At 68.8% G+C, this 18082-nt stretch carries 18 protein-coding genes; 9 read left to right on the forward strand and 9 right to left on the reverse strand.

Annotated features, from left to right (window positions below; all coding sequences use genetic code 11):
- Position 1: 1 nt before the first annotated feature.
- Positions 2-268, reverse strand: coding sequence for a helix-turn-helix domain-containing protein (locus RHCRD62_RS24065; RefSeq protein ID WP_050067301.1), 267 nt, complete (start codon positions 266-268; stop codon positions 2-4).
- 47 nt (positions 269-315) lie between these two features.
- Here RHCRD62_RS24065 and map point away from each other — a divergent pair, with 47 nt between their 5' ends.
- The 5 genes from map (at position 316) to RHCRD62_RS24090 (ending at position 3661) form a co-directional block, all read left to right on the forward strand.
- Positions 316-1107 (forward strand): type I methionyl aminopeptidase, encoded by a 792-nt coding sequence (gene map / locus RHCRD62_RS24070; protein ID WP_050067302.1) that lies wholly within the window; start codon positions 316-318, stop codon positions 1105-1107.
- A gap of 88 nt (positions 1108-1195) precedes the next feature.
- Complete coding sequence (locus tag RHCRD62_RS24075; RefSeq protein ID WP_050067303.1) at positions 1196-2176, forward strand: sigma-70 family RNA polymerase sigma factor; 981 nt, start codon at positions 1196-1198, stop codon at positions 2174-2176.
- Complete coding sequence (locus tag RHCRD62_RS24080; protein WP_050067304.1) at positions 2173-2742, forward strand: TIGR03086 family metal-binding protein; 570 nt, start codon at positions 2173-2175, stop codon at positions 2740-2742. The genes RHCRD62_RS24075 and RHCRD62_RS24080 overlap by 4 nt, the downstream gene beginning before the upstream one ends.
- A gap of 143 nt (positions 2743-2885) precedes the next feature.
- Entirely contained in the window at positions 2886-3317 is a 432-nt protein-coding gene (locus RHCRD62_RS24085; protein ID WP_050067305.1) for a DoxX family protein, read from the forward strand.
- 143 nt (positions 3318-3460) lie between these two features.
- Positions 3461-3661 (forward strand): PspC domain-containing protein, encoded by a 201-nt coding sequence (locus RHCRD62_RS24090; protein WP_050067306.1) that lies wholly within the window; start codon positions 3461-3463, stop codon positions 3659-3661.
- Positions 3662-3679: 18 nt separating this feature from the next.
- Here RHCRD62_RS24090 and RHCRD62_RS24095 read toward each other — a convergent pair whose 3' ends face one another.
- The 3 genes from RHCRD62_RS24095 to RHCRD62_RS24105 all read right to left on the reverse strand — a co-directional run bounded on the left by RHCRD62_RS24095 (position 3680) and on the right by RHCRD62_RS24105 (position 7249).
- Complete coding sequence (locus RHCRD62_RS24095) at positions 3680-6253, reverse strand: LuxR family transcriptional regulator (RefSeq protein ID WP_050067307.1); 2574 nt, start codon at positions 6251-6253, stop codon at positions 3680-3682.
- Between the two features lie 38 nt (positions 6254-6291).
- Positions 6292-6720 carry a hypothetical protein gene (locus tag RHCRD62_RS24100; protein ID WP_157051051.1) on the reverse strand — a complete coding sequence of 143 codons (429 nt, stop codon included), beginning with the start codon at positions 6718-6720 and terminating at the stop codon, positions 6292-6294.
- A gap of 85 nt (positions 6721-6805) precedes the next feature.
- A complete protein-coding gene (locus RHCRD62_RS24105; RefSeq protein ID WP_050067309.1) occupies positions 6806-7249 on the reverse strand; it encodes a hypothetical protein in 444 nt (147 codons plus the stop codon).
- A 561-nt stretch (positions 7250-7810) separates the two neighbouring features.
- Between RHCRD62_RS24105 and RHCRD62_RS24110 the strand changes: the two genes are divergently transcribed.
- Positions 7811-8203: a hypothetical protein gene (locus tag RHCRD62_RS24110; protein WP_050067310.1), complete on the forward strand. Its 393-nt coding sequence runs from the start codon at positions 7811-7813 to the stop codon at positions 8201-8203.
- Positions 8204-8225: 22 nt separating this feature from the next.
- Here the strand turns inward: RHCRD62_RS24110 and RHCRD62_RS24115 are convergent, their stop codons facing one another.
- The 4 genes from RHCRD62_RS24115 to RHCRD62_RS24130 all read right to left on the reverse strand — a co-directional run bounded on the left by RHCRD62_RS24115 (position 8226) and on the right by RHCRD62_RS24130 (position 13044).
- Positions 8226-10064, reverse strand: coding sequence for a galactan 5-O-arabinofuranosyltransferase (locus RHCRD62_RS24115; protein WP_050067441.1), 1839 nt, complete (start codon positions 10062-10064; stop codon positions 8226-8228).
- Between the two features lie 172 nt (positions 10065-10236).
- Positions 10237-10653 carry a hypothetical protein gene (locus RHCRD62_RS24120; protein ID WP_157051052.1) on the reverse strand — a complete coding sequence of 139 codons (417 nt, stop codon included), beginning with the start codon at positions 10651-10653 and terminating at the stop codon, positions 10237-10239.
- Between the two features lie 178 nt (positions 10654-10831).
- Positions 10832-11593, reverse strand: a complete 762-nt coding sequence (locus RHCRD62_RS24125) for a decaprenylphospho-beta-D-erythro-pentofuranosid-2-ulose 2-reductase (protein WP_050067312.1) — start codon at positions 11591-11593, stop codon at positions 10832-10834.
- The gene (locus RHCRD62_RS24130; protein WP_050067313.1) at positions 11593-13044 is read right to left on the reverse strand and encodes a decaprenylphosphoryl-beta-D-ribose oxidase; all 1452 of its coding nucleotides are present in this window, start codon (positions 13042-13044) and stop codon (positions 11593-11595) included. The genes RHCRD62_RS24125 and RHCRD62_RS24130 overlap by 1 nt, the downstream gene beginning before the upstream one ends.
- A 146-nt stretch (positions 13045-13190) precedes the next feature.
- Between RHCRD62_RS24130 and RHCRD62_RS24135 the strand changes: the two genes are divergently transcribed.
- Positions 13191-13652, forward strand: a complete 462-nt coding sequence (locus tag RHCRD62_RS24135) for a GtrA family protein (RefSeq protein ID WP_301280735.1) — start codon at positions 13191-13193, stop codon at positions 13650-13652.
- 80 nt (positions 13653-13732) lie between these two features.
- Here the strand turns inward: RHCRD62_RS24135 and RHCRD62_RS24140 are convergent, their stop codons facing one another.
- Positions 13733-14857 (reverse strand): S1C family serine protease, encoded by a 1125-nt coding sequence (locus tag RHCRD62_RS24140; protein WP_050067443.1) that lies wholly within the window; start codon positions 14855-14857, stop codon positions 13733-13735.
- A gap of 217 nt (positions 14858-15074) precedes the next feature.
- Between RHCRD62_RS24140 and RHCRD62_RS24145 the strand changes: the two genes are divergently transcribed.
- On the forward strand, positions 15075-16310 hold the full coding sequence (locus tag RHCRD62_RS24145) for an MCE family protein (RefSeq protein ID WP_050067314.1): 1236 nt from the start codon (positions 15075-15077) through the stop codon (positions 16308-16310).
- A gap of 176 nt (positions 16311-16486) precedes the next feature.
- A complete protein-coding gene (locus RHCRD62_RS24150) occupies positions 16487-17863 on the forward strand; it encodes a hypothetical protein (protein ID WP_253277479.1) in 1377 nt (458 codons plus the stop codon).
- Positions 17864-18082 lie beyond the last annotated feature (219 nt).

Below are 18082 nucleotides of genomic sequence, written 5' to 3' on the forward strand. Positions count from 1 at the left end.
GTCAGGACGCGACGTCGCGGTCGAGTCGTGTCGTGAGGGCAGTAGCGACCGTGTCGAGCGACAGGCCGAGCGCGGTGGCGATGGCCCCCACGGTGAAGAAGGCCGGCGTTGCGATGCGTCCGGTTTCGATCTTGCGCAGCGTTTCGACGGAGATGCCTGCTTCGGCGGCGACGTCGACCATGCTGCGGTCGCCGCGGGCGCTCCGGAGGAGTCCACCGAGACGTCGGCCTCGTTCGATCTCGTTCGCTGTCAGCGGCTCACGCACCATGCTCCTATAGTAATACCGGTATTGTTATTCGTTCCGGGAGGTCAGTGGTGGTCGAGTTGAAGACGGTCGGCGAGATCGAGGCGATGCGGGAAGCGGGACGCGTCGTCGCGTCGGCGCTGGCCGCCGCACGCGAGGCAGCCGCGGTCGGAGTGACGCCCCGAGAACTCGACGCGGTGGCCGCGGCAGTCATCGCCGACGCGGGCGCACGTCCCGCATTCCTGGGCTACCGGCCCGAGTGGGCGCCCACGCCGTTCCCGGGTGTCCTGTGTGTCAGCGTCAACGACGCCGTCGTCCACGCCATCCCGTCGGGCGACCCGCTCGGTGACGGCGACCTCGTCAGTATCGACTGCGGTGCGTACCTCGACGGCTGGTGCGGTGACTCGGCGATCAGCTTCGTCGTCGGCACCGCGAATCCACAGGATCTGCGGCTCGTCGCGGACACCGAAGAGGCGCTGGCCAGGGGAATTGCCGCGGCACGTCCGGGTGGCCGCCTCGGCGACATCGGTTCCGCCATCGGGTCGTTCGCGCGTTCGCGCGGTCACGGGCTTCTCGCCGACCACGGGGGCCACGGAATCGGGCGGGCCATGCACGAGGACCCGGACGTTCCCAACGAAGCGCGCCCCGGACGAGGAATGCGACTGCGCCCCGGCCTCGTCCTGGCCATCGAGCCCATGCTGATCCACGGCAGCCGGGGGCATCGCCCCCACACGGGGGACGACGACTACCGCCACGACCCCGACGGCTGGACCCTGCGCACCCTCTCCGGTGCCCGCGCTGCGCACAGCGAGCACACCGTCGCGATCACCGAGGACGGACCGGTCGTCCTGACGGCAGCCTGACACCTCGTCGGAGAAGTGCCGAGTCCGATGAGTTTCCATCCTGGGACGGGTCTGTACTCCGACCGCAGTTGACGGAAGGGTGGGTGGCATGACAGAGAGCGCTGTACGCGACGAGTTCACTCCGCAGGCCGAGCAGTACCGACGCGAGCTCCTCGCGCACTGTTATCGGATGTCGGGATCGGTCCACGAGGCCGAGGACCTCGTGCAGGAGACGTACCTGAAGGCGTGGCGCGCCTACGACAAGTTCGAGGGCCGTTCTTCGCTGCGCACGTGGCTGTACCGCATCGCGACGACGACGTGCCTGACCGCGCTGGAGAACCGGGGCCGCCGTCCCCTGCCCACAGGGTTGGGAGCGCCGAGCTCCGATCCCGCGGACGACCTCGTCACTCGCGAGGAGGTGCCGTGGCTCGAACCCATCCCCGACGAGATGCTCGGCGTCGACGCGTCCGACCCGGCGACCGTCGCGACGTCCCGGGAGAGCCTGCGGCTCGCGCTCATTGCCGCGCTGCAGTTCCTGCCGCCGAAGCAGCGAGCCGTGCTGATCCTCCGGGAGGTTCTCGCGTGGCCCGCCGCCGACGTCGCCGCGATGCTCGACACCAGTACCGCTGCGGTCAACAGTGCACTGCAGCGGGCGCGGGCGCAGCTCGCGGAGGCGGCGCCCCGCGAGGACGCCGTCCTCGAGCCGGTCGATCCGGAGCAGCGCGCGCTGCTCGAGCGCTTCCAGTCCGCGTTCGAGAACTACGACATGGCCGCGCTGACCGAACTGTTCACCCGGGACGCGGTGTGGGAGATGCCGCCGTTCGAGGGGTGGTACCAGGGCCCGGACGCGATTCGCACCCTCATCGAGACCAACTGTCCGGCAAAGGCTGCAGGCGACATGCGCCTGCTGCCGACGGTGTCGAACGGGCAGCCCGCGTTCGGCCTGTACATGCGCGGCGAGGACGGTGTTCATCGGGCGTTCCAGTTGCAGGTCGTCTCCCTCGGCCCGTCCGGGATCGGTCACGTCACCGTGTTCTTCGACCTGTCCCTGTTCGCGAAGTTCTCTCTGCCGGAGGTGTTTCCGTCATGACGGCGGGCCGGGTCGTCCCGCCGCTCGCGGACCCGGTCGCGTTGCTCGGTGCGGCGATGCGGTACACGGATGCGGTGCTGAGTCGGGTCACCGTCGGCGACCTGACCAGCCCGACGCCCTGTGCGGACTGGAATCTGCAGGAGTTGTTGGCGCACATGCACGAGTCGCTGGTGGTCCTCGACGAGGTCGCGTTGGACCGTGCGGTGGTCCTGCGTCCGGCCGCGGAGGCCGTCGTGGCCGATCCCGTTGCGGCGGTGCGGGGCAGGGGTGCTCGACTGCTGAGGTCGTGGTCGCGTACCGACCGCGGTGTCGTTCGCGTGGGCGGTGCCGCGCTGCCGTCCGACTACGCGGCCGCGGCAGGCGCGCTCGAGGTCGCGGTGCACGGCTGGGACGTGTCGTGGGCGCTGGGCACGCCGACGCCGGTGCCGTCGGCGCTGGCGACGGAATTGCTCTTCTATGCAGAGGTGTTCGTTCCCGACGACGACCGGGAAGGTCGGTTCGCTGCGCCCCGGGTGTCGTCGTCGCCCGAGCCGGGGGAGCGGCTGCTCGCGTTTCTCGGCCGCTGACACACTCTGTGGGATTCCTCCCTGAATCAGGGAGGAATCCCACATTTCTGTCTGCGACCGATGAATTCCCCGACGCTCCCCGGTCTGTTCCTACGACTACTCCGCGCATCCCGTGCGGGGCATCGGAACCGAAGGAGCAGGCCATGACCGCCACCCCGATCGTCGCGTCCACCCGTACCGCCGACCCGGCGGTGACGCCGAAGGCCCGCCTCGCCGGCATCGTCGTCACCACACTGGTGGTGGCGTTCCTGCTGTTCGACTCGGCAATCCACCTCGCGAACATTCAGCCGGTGCGGGATTCGATGGCGGAGTACGGCTTCCCGGACTACGCGCCGTACGTCATGGGCATCGTGATGCTCGTCTGCCTCGCGCTGTACCTGATCCCGATGACGTCGATCCTCGGCGCGGTCCTGCTCACCGGCTACCTCGGCGGCGCAGTCGCCTGCAACATTCTCACCGAACAGCCGCTCGTCAGCACGATCCTGTCCCCGGTCTACGTCGGCATCTTCGTCTGGGGTGGCCTGTACCTCCGCGACGCCGAGGTCCGTCGGATCATGCCGCTCGTCCGCCGCTGATCCGCCCCATCCGCCCACAGGGTGAGGGGAACCCCCAGTCGGTCGGACCGGCTGGAGGTTCCCCTCACCAGGGTGAAAGATCAGGGTCAGGATCAGGGTGTCGCCGGATGTGCGGGCACCCTCCCGAACGGCAGGCTGAGGCCATGACATTCGAAGCGAACACCCCCAAGCCCCTCGCCCGTTCCGCGACGCAGCGCATGCTCGGCGGCGTGTGCGGCGGCGTCGCCGAGTACTTCGACGTCGACGCCAACCTCGTCCGCGCAGGCGCCGTGATCGCTGCTTTCGTCACCGGCGGCACCGCCGCACTCGTCTACCTGGCGTTGTGGATGCTGCTGCCCAGCTGAGTCGGACGGATCCAAGCGCTACTCGCGCGCCAGGAACGCTGCCACCTCGGACCTGTCGTGGCAGCCGAGTTTCGTTGTCAGCCGATACAAGTGGCCTTCCACCGTGCGGACCGACACGACGAGACGGTTGGCGATCTCCCGATTCGACAGGCCTCGGGCGACCATCGCGGCCACCTCACTCTCGCGCGCTGTCATCGTCTGTGCCGACCTCGCGACGGCGTCCAGGGCGGGCGTGTGAGCGCCGCCGCAATCGGCGGCGATGCGGAAGGCGCGGGCTCCGGCGGTCAGTGCGGATCCGCGCTGACCGTGTTGTCGGAACGCCCAACATGCGTGGGCGGCAGCGTCCGCGGCTGACAGTCGGTCGCCGAATCGTTCGAAAGCCGTTGAGGCCGCGGTGAGTGCGTCGCCGTCGAGCACGTTGAGTGCCTCGGCGTATGCGGCGGATGCCTCCGCCCGCGGACCGTCCACGATGTGGATCAGTTCCCGCAGCCGGTGCCTGCCCGCAGCGTCCCCGAAGCGCACTGCGGTGTGCAGGGCCATGAGTTCGTGTGCAGGCTGGCCGAGCGCACGGGCGCAGTCGGCGGCCGCCCGCGCCGACGCGCGTGCATCGACGGTCGCGTGGCGGCTGGCATGGACCCACGCGCCGGCCAGAGCGACCTCTGGGTCGAGGTGCGTGTACGCCGGGTGGCGTTGCCGTTCAAGTTCTTCCAATGCCTCGGTGGCCTCGGCGACCCGGCCGGACATCGCAAGGGTCTGAGTGAGATCGAGCAGGCAGAACAGCGTCCACCCGGCGATCCCGAAGACGGGCTGCAGCAGGGCCCGGGCCTCCGTCAGACGGGCCAGCGCGTCGACGAGGTTGCCGGCCGCGAACGCGGCCTGCCCGGCGAGGGTGGCTACCATCGCCTGCGGTGCGCCGGTGGCGTCGTTCGAGTCCTCCACGACGCGTTCCGCGACCGCCACAGCCTCCCCGATCTGGCCCGCTCTGCGAAGCCCGCCGATGTGCGCGTGCGCCAGCGGCAGCATCAGGTAGGGCACGCCGTCGGCATGCGTGGCGCGCAGGTAGCACCGCGCGGCCTCGTCGCGGAGATCGTCGGTACGGCCGAGGTCGCCGAGGCCGATCGCAAGGGCCCAACCTGCGAGCATCGCCGTGGCGTCACCGACGTCGGCTCGACCCAGGACGGCCGAGGCAGCCACGGCTGCCTCGTCGGGCCGGCCTCGCACGGCGAGAACCGCCGCCCGCAGTGCATGTAGGGTGGCGAGGCATTCCGCCGATCGAACGGACGACTCCGCTTCGGAGAGAACGCGTTCCGCGTCCATGGCCATGCCGAGCTCCCACAGTAGGTTGCTGGTCCGGGCTACCGCGACCTCGGTTCGCTCGACATCGGTTCCTGCGAGATCGCCCATGGCGCTGAGGATGTCGTCTGCCTGCCTTCCCTGCCCCAGCGCCATCAAGGCGACGGCCTGGGTGAGGCTCGCATGGAAGCCGCCGCCTGCCCGCACCGCGGCGTCGGCCAGATGCTCGCCGAGGGTCGGGTCGAACTGTCGGAATGCGGCACGGGCCGTCGCGATGAACAGCAGCGGGTCGGCGTCCCGATCGGAGTCGGCCAGTAGCGCGGCCCGCCGCAGTCGGTCGTCGGGGCCGACTCGGTCGGCGAGGGCGCCCGCCAACCGTCCCCGCAGTCTGCGTGCGCAGAGCACTCCCATCCGATCGCGTCGCACCTCGCCATACAACGGATGCGTCAACCGTACCTCGAGGCGTCCGGCGCGTTCCCGGGCCGAGATCAGGGCGCGTGCTTCCACACTCTCGAGCGCCTGCGGATCGGTCAGTTCGGCCAGGATGGCCGCATCGACAGGTTCTTCAAGGGCGAGCAGATCGACGACCTCGATCTCGGGATCCGACAGGCCGGCCAGTTGTGCCTCGACCAGATCGCGAAGCCCCGCAGGCAACGCAGGAGACGTCCGCTCGCCGTTGACGGCGTCGTCGATCAGGTGGCGAAGATACAGTGCGTTGCCGCGCGACAGTTCCCACATCCGCAATCGGGTGGAGACGTCCGCGGCCCGCCCGAGGGCGACCTCCACCAGATTGTCCGATGCCGTCCTGGACAGTGGCAGCAGATCCAGTCGCTCGACCGCACAGTCCTTCCAGAGCTCGGTCACCTCGTCCGGGGAAGGCTCACCGGAGCGGACGGTGATGAGTGCGGTCGCGCGGTGCTGGGTGACGAGTTGGCGTACCAGGAACGCGGACAGCGGATCGAGCAGGTGCGCGTCGTCGATCGCGACGACCACCTCGGGGTGTCCGTCGGCGCCGGTCAGTTCGTCGAGCAGGTGCCGCACCGCCTGCGTCGGATCGGTATGCGGGACGTCGACGACGCCGGCGAATGCACCGAAGGGGATGGTGCGCGCGGAACGGGTCGCACCGACCCAGTGGACGAGGCTACCGCGGGACTCGGCGGCCGTCGCCGCCTCGCGGGCCAGACGAGTCTTCCCGACACCGGTCGGCCCCGCGAGCACGATTCCGATGCGTCCGGTCACTGCGGCGTTGACGAGCCGGAACTCCTCTGCGCGACCCGTCAGCGGCCAGTCGCGGCCCATGAACCCATCATAGGAAGCCCGGCAAGCGAGCTCGGGGCCTACAGAAGGGTGGGGTCGGAGGCCAGGGCACCGAGCCCGATCTGGATCACGAAGGTGTCGATGAAGTCGAGCAGCGGATTCGGTTCGGCCACGGTGACGAAGTAGCTGGGTGTCTTCCACACCCCGGCCAAGCACCTGACCCGGACGGTTGTCTCACCGCGCGGGACATTCGTGAAGAGGAAGGACTCGGGCTGTCCCGGTCCCCCGAAATGCGGGGAGTCGGGCACCCAGGTGCTCGTCTCGTTGTCCCAGTAGTAGGCGAGGCAGTAGTCCAGGTCGGCTGACGGAGCGGCTGTCACCTGGATTCTGCCGCGGCCTGCCTCGACGGTCGGGTCGGTGTAGGCGCTCGCGACGCCAGCGCTCGTGAACATCAGGGCAGACACCGCCGCGGTCGTCACCAGACTCGCGCGGGCCGTGCGTCCAGACATGATTGCCTCCTTCGTGGCGGGTGTCAGTCGAGGGTCGGGTCCGAGAACCAGGTCTCTGCTCCCGACTCGGCAGCGTCCGGAGGTTTCACCTCAGCGTCTGATCGGATGCCAGATCGCCCAGGCCGACGGCGATCAGGAAGTTGTCGAGCAGGTCGAGGAACGGGTTCGCCGGTGAGACCGTGATCTGTGCCTGGCCGGCAGAGTTGAGCGCGGTGTCGGTGGTGGCGTCGTTGCACAGGACCGTGACGCTGTAGTTGTCGGCCGGGACGTTCTCGTATCGGTATCTGGCCACCTGGCCGGCAGGTGCGCTGAATTGGGGTCCGGGGACGGTGCTGCCGTTGCCGATCACACTGGCATCACACAGCACAGGGAACGTCTCGGTCTCAACTGTGAGCAGGATGCGTCCCCGCCCGCCGAGAACTCCGTAGTCACCGGACTCGTGGGCTGCCTGAGCGGGCACCGCCGAACTCGTCACAAGGACACCGATGGCGACCGCGGCCACGAGGATCCGAGAATGCGTCGCGCTCATGGTGACTCCTTCCACGTGCAGTAGCGCCGAGTCCTTCCTCCTCGGACGAGTCCGGCCCAGGTACCGAACGTCGACCAATGCCCGCTCAGCCAAACGGAGGGCGGCCTCGACCGTTGCACGATCAATCATGGAACGCCGCCCTCGGACGAACGCGGGTAATCGTCTACTCGAATCGGCATCCGACTACTCGCATGGTGGTACTCGCACTCGGGGGACTTCCTGTCGCGCTGCGGTGCCGACCAGTCGGTACGCACACGCCCGGCGCCCGGTTCATCTCTTCCGATCGGACTCCCTGTACTGCGCGATCATTTCCGCGACCGGAAGAAATGGGTAGCGCGCGGGCGATTCGGGTAGATGCATACTCGCTCCCGGTTGGCCACGGTGTTGGACGATTGCCTGGCCCGGCCTTCCTGGAGTCGCTCGATCGGTGCCGTCTGTGCAGAACTTTCGGACGTGATCCTTGCGATGGCGGCGGATGCAGAAGGTCGGGGTGCGACACCTCGCCACGTTGCCGATCAGAAGCCGTGCGTACGCCGCCCGCTCGAACGGAAGGGAGTTCCGATGCGAACACAGTGTGAGCATCTCGCCCTCGTCACCGCCGTCGTCACCCCGCTGGTAGCGATCGGGCTCGGAATGGGATCGACCACGGCAGCTGCTGCCACACCTCCGACGCTGTCGATAACCGTGCTGGGCGCGACCGACTGGACGCTCACCTGGGACGGAACTCCCGCCGCGGGCTGTGCCCTTGATATCGGTGGTTCCATCGGAGCGGTCCCCCCGTCCGCGTCGATCCCCGTCGGAGCCTTTCCGGCTGGAGCCCACGAGGTCAATGTCGAATGTCCGGTGGGCAGCGGGAATGCGAGCCCCACGGTGACGCTGTACGCGCCGCGCGGCGCGGAGAACGACATGCGCACCCAGTTCAGCAACGACACCCAGGGAGCCTTCGGGTCGTAGTACGGCGGCGTGTGACAGATACTCAGCCTGTCCGCGTCACGACGGTGAACGGCCCGACCTCGGAGGTGGTGAAGCGGGGGTCGTCGAACAGCGCCTTGTCGAACTCGACGGTGTAGCGCTTGACGTTCGGGTCGTTCGGGTAGACGTCCGCGGCCAGCCGCAGGGTGTATGCGTCGTCGGTGGACCGGAAGACGAACACATCCGGTGTACGCCAAGGGGATTCGTCCATCGCCGCGATCAGCTCGTCGGGTGTGGTCGTCTCCGTCCACGTCTCGATCGCCGCGGCTCGCTCGTCGAACTGCGCCATCGGGTTCGCGTAGTGCGACGTCAACCCCTGGAACCCCAAGTACGGGTGGTAGGCCAGGAAACTGGTGTCGGCGGTGAGGACGACGGTGTCCGAGCGCGGTCCGGGACGCTGCGCGAGGATCTCCGCGTCGACGTCGCCGTAGTACGACGCGGCGCCCGGCGGACGCTTGTCGGCGCGGACGCCGTCACCGTCGGTGTCCGTGTACGCGGTGGTGATCTCCGGCGCGAGGTGATGCGGGATGGACTGCGCGAACGCGAGCGCGCCGAGCGCACCGATGACGACGGCCCCGATCCTGATCCGCGGATTGTCGCTGGTCGCGAGGATCAGCCAGCGAGAGAACTCCACGAACCCGAAAACGCCTGCCGCGCCGAGCAGAACGAGCAGAACCGGTTCGAGCCGGAACGACAGCAGAGTGCTGCCGAGCGCGGTGAACGCCATCGACAGTAGGGTCCACAGATACACGGCGACGACGCCGACACCCAGTGCCTGCGCGCGCCGGGACGACGCCGCCCGCGACACCAGCCAAACGGTGCCGAGCAGGCACAGCAGTCCGACGAGGGAGGCGTCGAACATCGGGAGCGGCAGGGTCGCACCGGACTCCGGGAGGTAGTGGGTGGCGGTGCCGGAGCCGGCGAGCGGGTGGGTGCGCAGTGCCAGCAGGAACGGTGCCCACACTACGAGTGCGAGCAGGCCGGCGATGGCCGCGATCGCCATGAGCTTGAGTAGGGGTTCGCGGACGGCCCGGAGTCCGGTCGCGCGGTACCCGATCGCGGCGGCGATCAGGGCCATCAGTGTCACCGCGAACGCCGCGTACCCGAGGTAGAGGGTGTAGAAGGTCGCGGCGAGGCCGAGGAACAGGCCGGTCCCGACCGCGGCGCCCCACCCTCCGTTACCTGCGGGCCGGTACAGCGCACCCCACGCGAGGATCAGCACCGGCGGCAGCAGCACGACGAGGACCGCACTGTATGCCTCGGGACTCGCGTACGCGACGGTGAGCGCGGTGGTCGCCGCGGCGGCGAGGACGGCGAGGTCGGAGCGAACGAGCTTGGACCACAACACGAGTGCGATGACGGCGGCGACGGCGATCGACGCGATCGCGTACGGCTTGAACGTTTCCCAGCCGTCCAGGCCGAGGAGGTTTGTGACGCGTCCACCGATCCAGAACCAGCCCGCCGGATAGAACGACGGCAAGTCCGCGTACGTCATGTCGTCGAGGCGGACGGTGTCCGTCATACGGGTGAGGAACTCGGTGCGGAATTCCTGGTCGACGGAGATTCCGTGCAGGTACAGCTTCGTCGCGGCGAGCGGCATGCCGAGGGTGACGGTGACGAACCCCGACAGGCCCACCCAGGATGTGAGTTTCGCGACGCGCGGTGCCTTGCGGGCGCGCAGCAGCCAGATCGACAGACCGAGGAGGGCCAGTGCGGCGACCTGACCGACGGTGGTGAGGGCGCGGGTGACGTTGGAGGAGTTGAACGCGGGCCAGTCGACTACCCCGAACGCGACCAGTCCTGTTGCCGCGACGACGGCCGCGACGACCGCCGCGAGCACCATCTCCACTGCGGCCCCGCCGGCCAGTCGGGCGGGGGAGACCCGCGGCGCTTGGAGGGGGGCTGCACCTGATTGCGACACGGCCCGAGCTTACTTCGGGCGTGGAACCTTTCCGCCCACACCGTGGGCGTCGAACGCGCGGGGTGCGCGAACAGGTACGACGGGGACGCTACGGTCACGGCCGCAGCGTCGGGTCGGTGGCGAGTCCTCCGAGACCGACCCCGCCGAGAATGCCGTCGACAAGTTCGAGCGCCGGGTTGGCGGGCTCCACCGTCACCGACTTCGTCGTGGCCGCGAGTTCGAAGATTCCATCGGGATAAGGCGCGCACCACAGGTCCACCGACCGAGCTCCGGCTGCCGCCGGGTACACCCGGGACTGGGGAGCGTCGGGCTCTACGAGCACATTCCCGACGAACTTGTCGTCCACATAGAAATTGCAGGTCGAGCGGATGTCGGAGGCCACGGTGACTTTGACGCGTTCCCGCCCGCCGACGAGATCGAATGGCATCGCCTGGGCGGTGCCGACGCTTGTCACGAGCAGCACGGTGGCACTGATGGCCGCGACGGCGGCAGCCCGGTGTGTCGTACGCATGGCCGATTCCTCCTCACTCGGCACCGAAGGACGGTGCGGTGTGATCCTGGAATCGATTCTCGGCCGAAGGGACGGTTCGGGACCGAGTAGCCGACTACTCGAATCGGAGTGCCCGGCCGCGCCTGTGCGCCTTTGTGGTGGTAGACCTACCGCAAAGGCGCACAAGCGGCGAAGCCGCCTAGATCGGCAGCTTGCGGAAGATCGCGCGGGGGACGTGCCGCAGGCCCATCATCACGAAGCGCCACGGGCCGGGGGTCCAGACGATCTCCTTGCCCGCGTCCGATGCGGACACCGCCATCTTCGCGACGATGTCCTTGTTGACCGTCAGCGGTGCTTCCTTGACGTGTGCGCTGAACTGGGTGCGGACCATGCCGGGGCGCACGACGGTGACCTTCGGGCCGAACGGGGCGAGTGCCTCGCCGAGACCCAGGTAGAAGCCGTCGAGGCCCGCCTTCGTGGAGCCGTAGACGAAGTTGGCGCGCTTGACGCGCTCACCCGCGACCGACGACATCGCGATGATGCGGCCGAAGCCCTGCGCCTTCATCTTCTCGCCGACGAGCACGCCGACGGACACTGACGCGGTGTAGTTGACGTTCGCGACCAGGACGGCCTTGCGCTGGTTCTGCCAGAGTTCCTCGGCGTCACCGTCGAGCGCGAACGCGACGATCGCGACGTCGACGTCGCCCTTCTGCCACGCGTCGTCGATGACCTTCGGGTGCGACTCGGTGTCGAGTGCGTCGAAGTCGAGGAGGGTGACGTCGGTGGCGCCTGCGGCCTTCATCTGCGCGACGGCGTCGTCGCGAAGCGGGTCGCCGGGCAGGGCGGCCAGGACGACGCGCATCGGGGCCTTGCGGAGGTACTCCTCGCAGATGGCGAGGCCGATCTCGGAGGTGCCGCCGAGCAGCAGCAGGGTCTGGGGGTTACCCACGGCGTTGATCATCAGCTCAGTTCCAGTCGTCGTGACATGTCGGAGGCGAAAACGCCTGTGGGGTCGTACTTTCGGCGGGTGGCGAGCCACTCGTCGATGCGCGGGTACATGGAGTGGAAGGTCTCGGCGTTGGTCCGGGAATCCTTCGCGGTGTACAGCCGGCCGCCGAATTCGAGGACGCGCTTGTCGAGTTCGGTGACGAACTCGTTGAGACCAGCCTTGATCGGGAAGTCGACGCAGATGTTCCAGCCGCGCATCGGGAAGCTCAGCGGCGCCTGGTTGCCCTCGCCGAACAGCTTGAACACGTTGAGGAACGAGTAGTGCCCCGACTTCTGGATGTCGACGATGATCTTCTTGAACTCGTCGACGGCCTCCGGCGGAACCACGAACTGGTACTGCAGGAAGCCCTTCGAGCCGTAGGCGCGGTTCCACTCGCCGAACAGATCGAGCGGGTGGTAGAACGCCGTCAGGGACTGCACCTGGCCGGTGGCGTTCTTCGTCTTCCGGTAGTACAGCTCGCCGACGATCGAGAAGTCGACCTTGTTCGCGAGGCCGTTCGGGAAGATGTCCGGGAACGTGATCAGCGGCTTGGCGTCGAACCGCAGCGGATCCTTCTGCAGCTTCGCGGGCAGCTGGTCCAGTTTGGCGAGCGATCCGCGGGAGACGGCGGCGCGGCCCAGCTTCGGGGGCGCGGAGATCGCGTCGAACCACGCCGACGAGTAGTCGTAGTTGTCCTCGGAGCCGTCGCTGTGCACGGCGATGGTCTCGTCGAGGCTCTCGGTGCGCACGCTGTCCGCGATGAAGTACGCCGTCTCGGTCGGCGTCATCTGGATCGTGGCCTTGAGGATGATGCCGGTCAGGCCCATGCCGCCGACCGTCGCCCAGAACAGCGCGGCCTTCGGATCCTGACGGCTGCCCTTCGGGGTCAGCGTGCGGACCTTGCCGTCGGCCGTGAGCAGATCCAGGGACACGACGTGGTTGCCGAAGCTGCCCGCGCTGTGATGGTTCTTGCCGTGGATGTCGGAGCCGATGGCACCGCCGATGGTGACCTGCCGCGTGCCGGGCAGGACGGGAACCCACAGCCCGAACGGCAGCGCCGCCCGCATCAGCTGATCCAGGTTCACGCCGCCGTCGACCTCGACGAGACCGGTGTCGCGGTCGATCCGGTGGATCTTGTTCAGAGCATTCATGTCGATGACCAGGCCGCCCGCGTTCTGGGCCGGGTCGCCGTAGGAACGGCCGAGGCCGCGAGCGATGACGCCGCGGCGCAGGTGCGAAGGCTTGCCCTCGTTCTTCTCGGCGACCTGGGCGACCGCGGATGCGATCACCTCGACGTCGGGAGTGGAGAGCACCTCGGCGGTGGTGGGCGCGGTGCGCCCCCAACCGGTGAGGGTTCGGGTCTGGGTGGTCAGAGGCCGGGGTGTCGCGGGGACAGCGGGGGCCTCGTCGGCTGTCGTTGACATCGACTGAGAGGTTACCCGCGCGTCACCTGTGACGCGTCCCCCCGTTTCCCGCCGGCTGCGCCCCTACCGTCGCCGCTGCCCGCGTTTCGTGGTGGAAACCGCATGCTCGGCGACAGCGCGCCGGGGTCGTCGCCTAACCTCGAGGGGTGCCCGAGAACCACGAACCGCATGTGCCGACGGCCGTCGACCTCCCGTTGAGGGACGAGTCCGGCGCTCCCGGTGTGGACCTGAAGACGCAGATCCTGCGGTTCGCGGTGACGGGCGGGCTGTCCGCGATCGTGGATTTCGGGCTGCTTCTTGTCTTGTTGAAGCTCGGGTTGCCGTTCGTCGTGGCCAAGTCCATCAGCTTCGTCGCAGGTACCACGACGGCCTACCTCCTCAATCGCCGTTGGACCTTTTCTGCGGAGCCGAGCCGAGCCCGTTTCGTTGCCGTCGTTCTGTTGTACGGCGTGACCTTCGCGGTTCAGGTCGGGATCAGCACGATTCTCAACCAGCAGTTCCCCGATGACGCATGGTGGCGGGTGCCGCTCGCGTTCTGCATCGCGCAGGGCACGGCGACGGTCATCAACTTCATCGTCCAGCGTGCGGTGATCTTCAAGATCCGCTGACACCGGGACTGTGCTTCGCACTCTCGCCGGGCAATTCGGACCGGGGATCGACTGGATTGCCGACGGAAACAGCTGTGAGACTAGGGCGTTCCCTCGGCGAGGACGAGGGTCTCCGTCCTCCGCTGCCCGCTCTGGTCGAGCCAGCCGATGTCGACGCGGTCGCCGGGTTTGCGGGTGTTCATCTCGACGGTGAGGTCGGTCTGCGATCGGATCGGACGACCGTCCCAGCTGACGATGATGTCGCCGCGGACGATGCCGGCCTGGTCGGCGGGGCTCGCGACACCGACCGCGACAACCTTGGCGCCGTCCTGTGATTGGCCGACGTCGGTGACCGCAACCCCGAGCAGCGCGGTCGGTCCGACGTGGACGGTCGCGGTACCGCGTCCGCTGCGGATCTGGTCGGCGATGGCGACGGCGTCGTCGATGGGCAGCGCATAGGACTCGATCGGTACGGCGATCCCGGTGGTGGCCTCGGTGGGGTCGGGCCGCATGCCGGTGTTGCCTGCGGTGTTGATGCCGACGACCTGTCCGAAGGCGTCCACGAGTGGGCCGCCGGAATCGCCCGGGCGGATGTCGGCGTCGACTTCGATCATCCCGGTGAGCCGGTTGCGGGTGCCGTCGGTGGAATTGCGCGCGACGACGGATTCGTCTGTGCCGGTGATGAATCCGGGTGCGGACAGGGGTACGCCGCCGCCTTCGGCGTTGCCGATGGCGGTGACGGAGTCGCGCAGCCGGAGGCCGGCGGACTGTCCGAGGGGCGCCACGGGGAGTCCGTCGGCGCCGACGAGGCGGAGGACGGCGACGTCGCGGAACCGGTCGTAGCCGAGGACCTCGGTGTCGTATTCGGCGCCGGTGGCCATCGCGACGGCGTCGACGTCGTGGGCGCCGTCGACGACGTGGTGGTTGGTGAGGATCAGGCCGTCGGGGCTCAGGACGATGCCGGTGCCCGCGGTGGTCAGTGGGCCCGTGGTGGCGGTGATCGTGACGATGGTCGGGACGATGCGTGCGGACAGTGCCGCGGGGTCGAGCGGCGCGGGAGGCGGCGGGGGCGGGGTCGCGATGGTCGCGGGAACGTCCGAGGGCGCGGGCTGGGGTGGCAGCTCGTGTCCGACGAGGAGGAGGGCGGCGAGGGCGACGAGGACGAGCAGCGCGTGAAGCACCCCCTGACCGTTCGGCCTGGTCTGCACCGGTGTGCCGCTGTTCATGCCCCGCATCCCGCTTGTTGCGCAGTCGTGTGCATCGACCGTATCGCGTGTCGGCCGCCGCCGTCGGATGGTCAGCAAGACAAATGAGATGCACGTAACTCTGTGTTGCATGTAACTCGTCGTAATGGGTAGTTTCCGCTGCGAAGAATGCGGTGGCAGGACGTCGACCGTGGTGACCGGGCGACCGACGGAGGTGGACGTGCCCTCGCTTGCACGCATGGCACGGCTGCAGTTGGGCGCACTCGTGCTCGTGGGGTTGCTCGGCCTGCTCTTCGTCGGCGGCCGCTACGTCCGCATCGCCAATCTCCTCGGCTTCGGCCAGTACCGCGTCGTCGCCGACCTCGCCGACTCCGGCGGCATCTTCACCAACGCCGAGGTCACCTACCGTGGCGTTCCCGTCGGCACCGTCGGTGACCTGCACCTGACGTCGGACGGCGTCCGCGTCGACCTCATGCTCGACACGGGCGGCCCCGACATCCCGGCGTCCGCCCGCGCGGTGGTCGCGAACCGGTCCGCGATCGGTGAGCAGTACGTCGACCTGCAACCCGACACCGACACCGGCCCGGACCTGGCCGACGGCGACGTCATCGCGCGCGAGCGCACCGCGATCCCGGTGCCCGTCGAGCAGGTGCTGGCGTCCACGAACGCGCTCGTCCGGACCGTCCCCATCGACTCCCTCACCACCACGGTCCGCGAACTGGGCCGCGCATTCGACGGCCGCGGCGACGACCTGCAGACGCTCGTCGACGCCACGATCGACCTGTCGAAGGCAGGCATCGAGGCACTGCCGCAGACGACGGCCCTGATCCGTGACGGCCGGACGGTCCTCGAGACGCAGGCCGACCAGTCGTCCGCGATCCGGCAGTTCAGCGCCGACGTGAACCGGATCGGTGCGCAGCTGAGGGGCAGCGACACCGACCTGCGACACCTGATCGACAGCGGAACGCGGGCCAGTGAGGCCGCCGGATCGTTGCTCACCGCAGCCGGCCCGAACTTGAGCGCCAACCTCGACAGCGTGTCGCAGGTCGTGTCCGCGCTCGGGCCGCGGGCGCAGGCTCTGAACTACCTGCTGACCTTCCTGCCTGCGCTCGCTGCGGGCGCGGGAACGGCGGCGCCGGGCGACGGCACACTGCACCTGGGCCTGCTGCTCGAAACGAACAATCCGCCGCCGTGCACACAGGGCTACGAGGGTTCGCAGGCGATGGTGGACCGGATGAAGCGGGAGAACCCCGACTTCGACCCGATGACCGACGATGCCCCGCTCAACACGGCCGCCAACTGCACGACCCCGCTCGGCAGCGTCACGGGCGTCCGGTCCGCGAACCGGATCGCCTACGCAGATCCGAGCATCACGCAACCTTGGGACGACAAGGCGAAGCAGGCGCCGGAGGCGTTGAACCTGAACCCGATCGCGACGCAGACGGCGCTGCTGCTCGGCGTCACCCCGAGGTAGTGAGTGACAGTCCCGCGAATCCCTGCGGGACACAGTGTTCCGCCGAGGGGACAGCGTCCGCTACGGTCCTCCGGACGACAGGTCACCTCGACCACCGGCGAACGGGAGAATTTCGGATGCGCGCATCGTCGCGGAGTGCGGTAGCTCGGGTGGGCACGGTCCTCGGTGCCGCCCTCATGGTGTCGATGGGAGCCGGGCCCGCAGTGGCAGCCGACGTCGTGCCCGACGTCGGTCCCGCGGGAACCTCGCTGATGCACGGCGATCTGGCGTCGACCGACTCCACGCTCCACGCAGGCCCGGGAAAGGGCGCGCGGTTGCTGGCGTCGTCTGTGCCCGGCGGGGTGTGCGCCGCCACGTTCATCGGCTCGGACGGCCTACCACTGTCGTTGTGCACCGCGTACGTCGGCGTGAATCCGCCCGCCGTCATGGTGCCGACCGTGAAGCTCTTCGATCCGGTCACGGCGGCGCCGGTCGCGTCGATCGAGCTGCCCAAGGGCGGGCTGCTCGGCGGCGTCTACGGCTACCTCGACTCGCGAGATCGGGTGGTCGTGGCAGACGGACGCGGCACGATCGACAAGGTCGCGCACCGGCGCACCGCCGACGGCCGCTGGGAGCTGTTCGTCGACGAGCGGATCGACCTGGCTGCCCACCTCCCCGCGGGGGACGCGGTCACCAGCGTGGCACCGGACTACGACGGCGGAATCTGGTTCGTCACCACCCACGGTCTGGTCGGCGTCGTCGGCGCTGACGGCCGGGTCGCGTCCAGCCATCTGCCGGAGGGCGAGACGCTCACCAACGGACTCTCGGTGCGACCCGGCGGTGTGTCGGTGCTGACCAGCAGGGCCCTGTACGAGATGCGAGTCGGCGTCGACGGCAAGCCGAGCGTGGTCTGGCGGGCTCCCTACACGGCAGGGGAGGTGCGTAAGCCGGGGCAGCTCGGCCCGGGCTCGGGAACCACTCCCACGTACTTCGGGCCGGGCGGGGACGGCTGGGTGGCGATCGTCGACGACGCCGTCCGCCCAGAGCTGATCGTGTACCGATCGGACGACGGGTCGGAGGTCTGCCGGATGCCTGCCTTCGAGGACTCGGGGCAGGGGACGGAGAATTCGCCGATGGCATGGGGGAACTCGCTGGTCATCCCGAGCACCTACGGGTTCGTCTATCCGCCGCAGGCCGTGCCTGGGCCGAGCGACCCGCCGCAGGCCACGTTCGTGGGCGGGATGACCAGGATCGACGTCGGTGACGACGGGTGCAGGCGAGTGTGGGAGAGCAACGACCGCATGGCGAGCCTGCCGCGGCTGTCCCGGGGCGACGGGTTGATTCACGCGCTCGCCTACGGTCCCGTCGCGGACGGTGTGGGCTCGGCGGCCCCGGCCCAGCAGATCGGCCCGGTCTACTACACGGCCGTCGACTTCACCACCGGGGAACGCCGTGCGTACCAGCAGGTCGGGGACGCCCCGGTCGACGAGCCACTGCAGCTCACCGGAACGATCGGGCCCGACGGCTCGCTGTGGCAGGCCACGTTCGGTCGCATGCTGAAGATCGGCCGCTGAGCCGTAGACAAAGGTGAAGCCGCCGGTGCAAGCACCGGCGGCTCCGGGTGACGACGCCCGCCATATCGCCTCTCGGCAAGTGGTCGCTCTCAGCGACGTTTTTAATGTGGTACCCGGGGTATGAACCGGACGCCGTCAGCCTCTACAACGGTACTCGCGTCCGTGTTGTTCCCCCGGGGTCACGGACCCTGCCAGAGCGTCACGCCACCGACCCGAAGG

The organism is Rhodococcus sp. RD6.2 (genome assembly GCF_001040705.1).
GTDB lineage: Bacteria > Actinomycetota > Actinomycetes > Mycobacteriales > Mycobacteriaceae > Rhodococcus_G.

Bases quoted from the DNA above. Each gene is read 5' to 3' on its own strand.
- RHCRD62_RS24130 (WP_050067313.1), bottom strand. From the start codon at position 13,044: ATGTCAACGACAGCCGACGAGGCCCCCGCTGTCCCCGCGACACCCCGG.
- RHCRD62_RS24145 (WP_050067314.1), top strand. From the start codon at position 15,075: ATGGCACGGCTGCAGTTGGGCGCACTCGTGCTCGTGGGGTTGCTCGGC.
- RHCRD62_RS24120 (WP_157051052.1), bottom strand. From the start codon at position 10,653: ATGCGTACGACACACCGGGCTGCCGCCGTCGCGGCCATCAGTGCCACC.
- RHCRD62_RS24110 (WP_050067310.1), top strand. From the start codon at position 7,811: ATGCGAACACAGTGTGAGCATCTCGCCCTCGTCACCGCCGTCGTCACC.
- RHCRD62_RS24085 (WP_050067305.1), top strand. From the start codon at position 2,886: ATGACCGCCACCCCGATCGTCGCGTCCACCCGTACCGCCGACCCGGCG.
- RHCRD62_RS24075 (WP_050067303.1), top strand. From the start codon at position 1,196: ATGACAGAGAGCGCTGTACGCGACGAGTTCACTCCGCAGGCCGAGCAG.
- RHCRD62_RS24095 (WP_050067307.1), bottom strand. From the start codon at position 6,253: ATGGGCCGCGACTGGCCGCTGACGGGTCGCGCAGAGGAGTTCCGGCTC.
- RHCRD62_RS24065 (WP_050067301.1), bottom strand. From the start codon at position 268: ATGGTGCGTGAGCCGCTGACAGCGAACGAGATCGAACGAGGCCGACGT.
- RHCRD62_RS24100 (WP_157051051.1), bottom strand. From the start codon at position 6,720: ATGTCTGGACGCACGGCCCGCGCGAGTCTGGTGACGACCGCGGCGGTG.
- RHCRD62_RS24115 (WP_050067441.1), bottom strand. From the start codon at position 10,064: ATGGTGCTCGCGGCGGTCGTCGCGGCCGTCGTCGCGGCAACAGGACTG.
- RHCRD62_RS24140 (WP_050067443.1), bottom strand. From the start codon at position 14,857: ATGAACAGCGGCACACCGGTGCAGACCAGGCCGAACGGTCAGGGGGTG.
- RHCRD62_RS24125 (WP_050067312.1), bottom strand. From the start codon at position 11,593: ATGATCAACGCCGTGGGTAACCCCCAGACCCTGCTGCTGCTCGGCGGC.
- RHCRD62_RS24105 (WP_050067309.1), bottom strand. From the start codon at position 7,249: ATGAGCGCGACGCATTCTCGGATCCTCGTGGCCGCGGTCGCCATCGGT.
- RHCRD62_RS24150 (WP_253277479.1), top strand. From the start codon at position 16,487: ATGGTGTCGATGGGAGCCGGGCCCGCAGTGGCAGCCGACGTCGTGCCC.
- RHCRD62_RS24090 (WP_050067306.1), top strand. From the start codon at position 3,461: ATGACATTCGAAGCGAACACCCCCAAGCCCCTCGCCCGTTCCGCGACG.
- RHCRD62_RS24080 (WP_050067304.1), top strand. From the start codon at position 2,173: ATGACGGCGGGCCGGGTCGTCCCGCCGCTCGCGGACCCGGTCGCGTTG.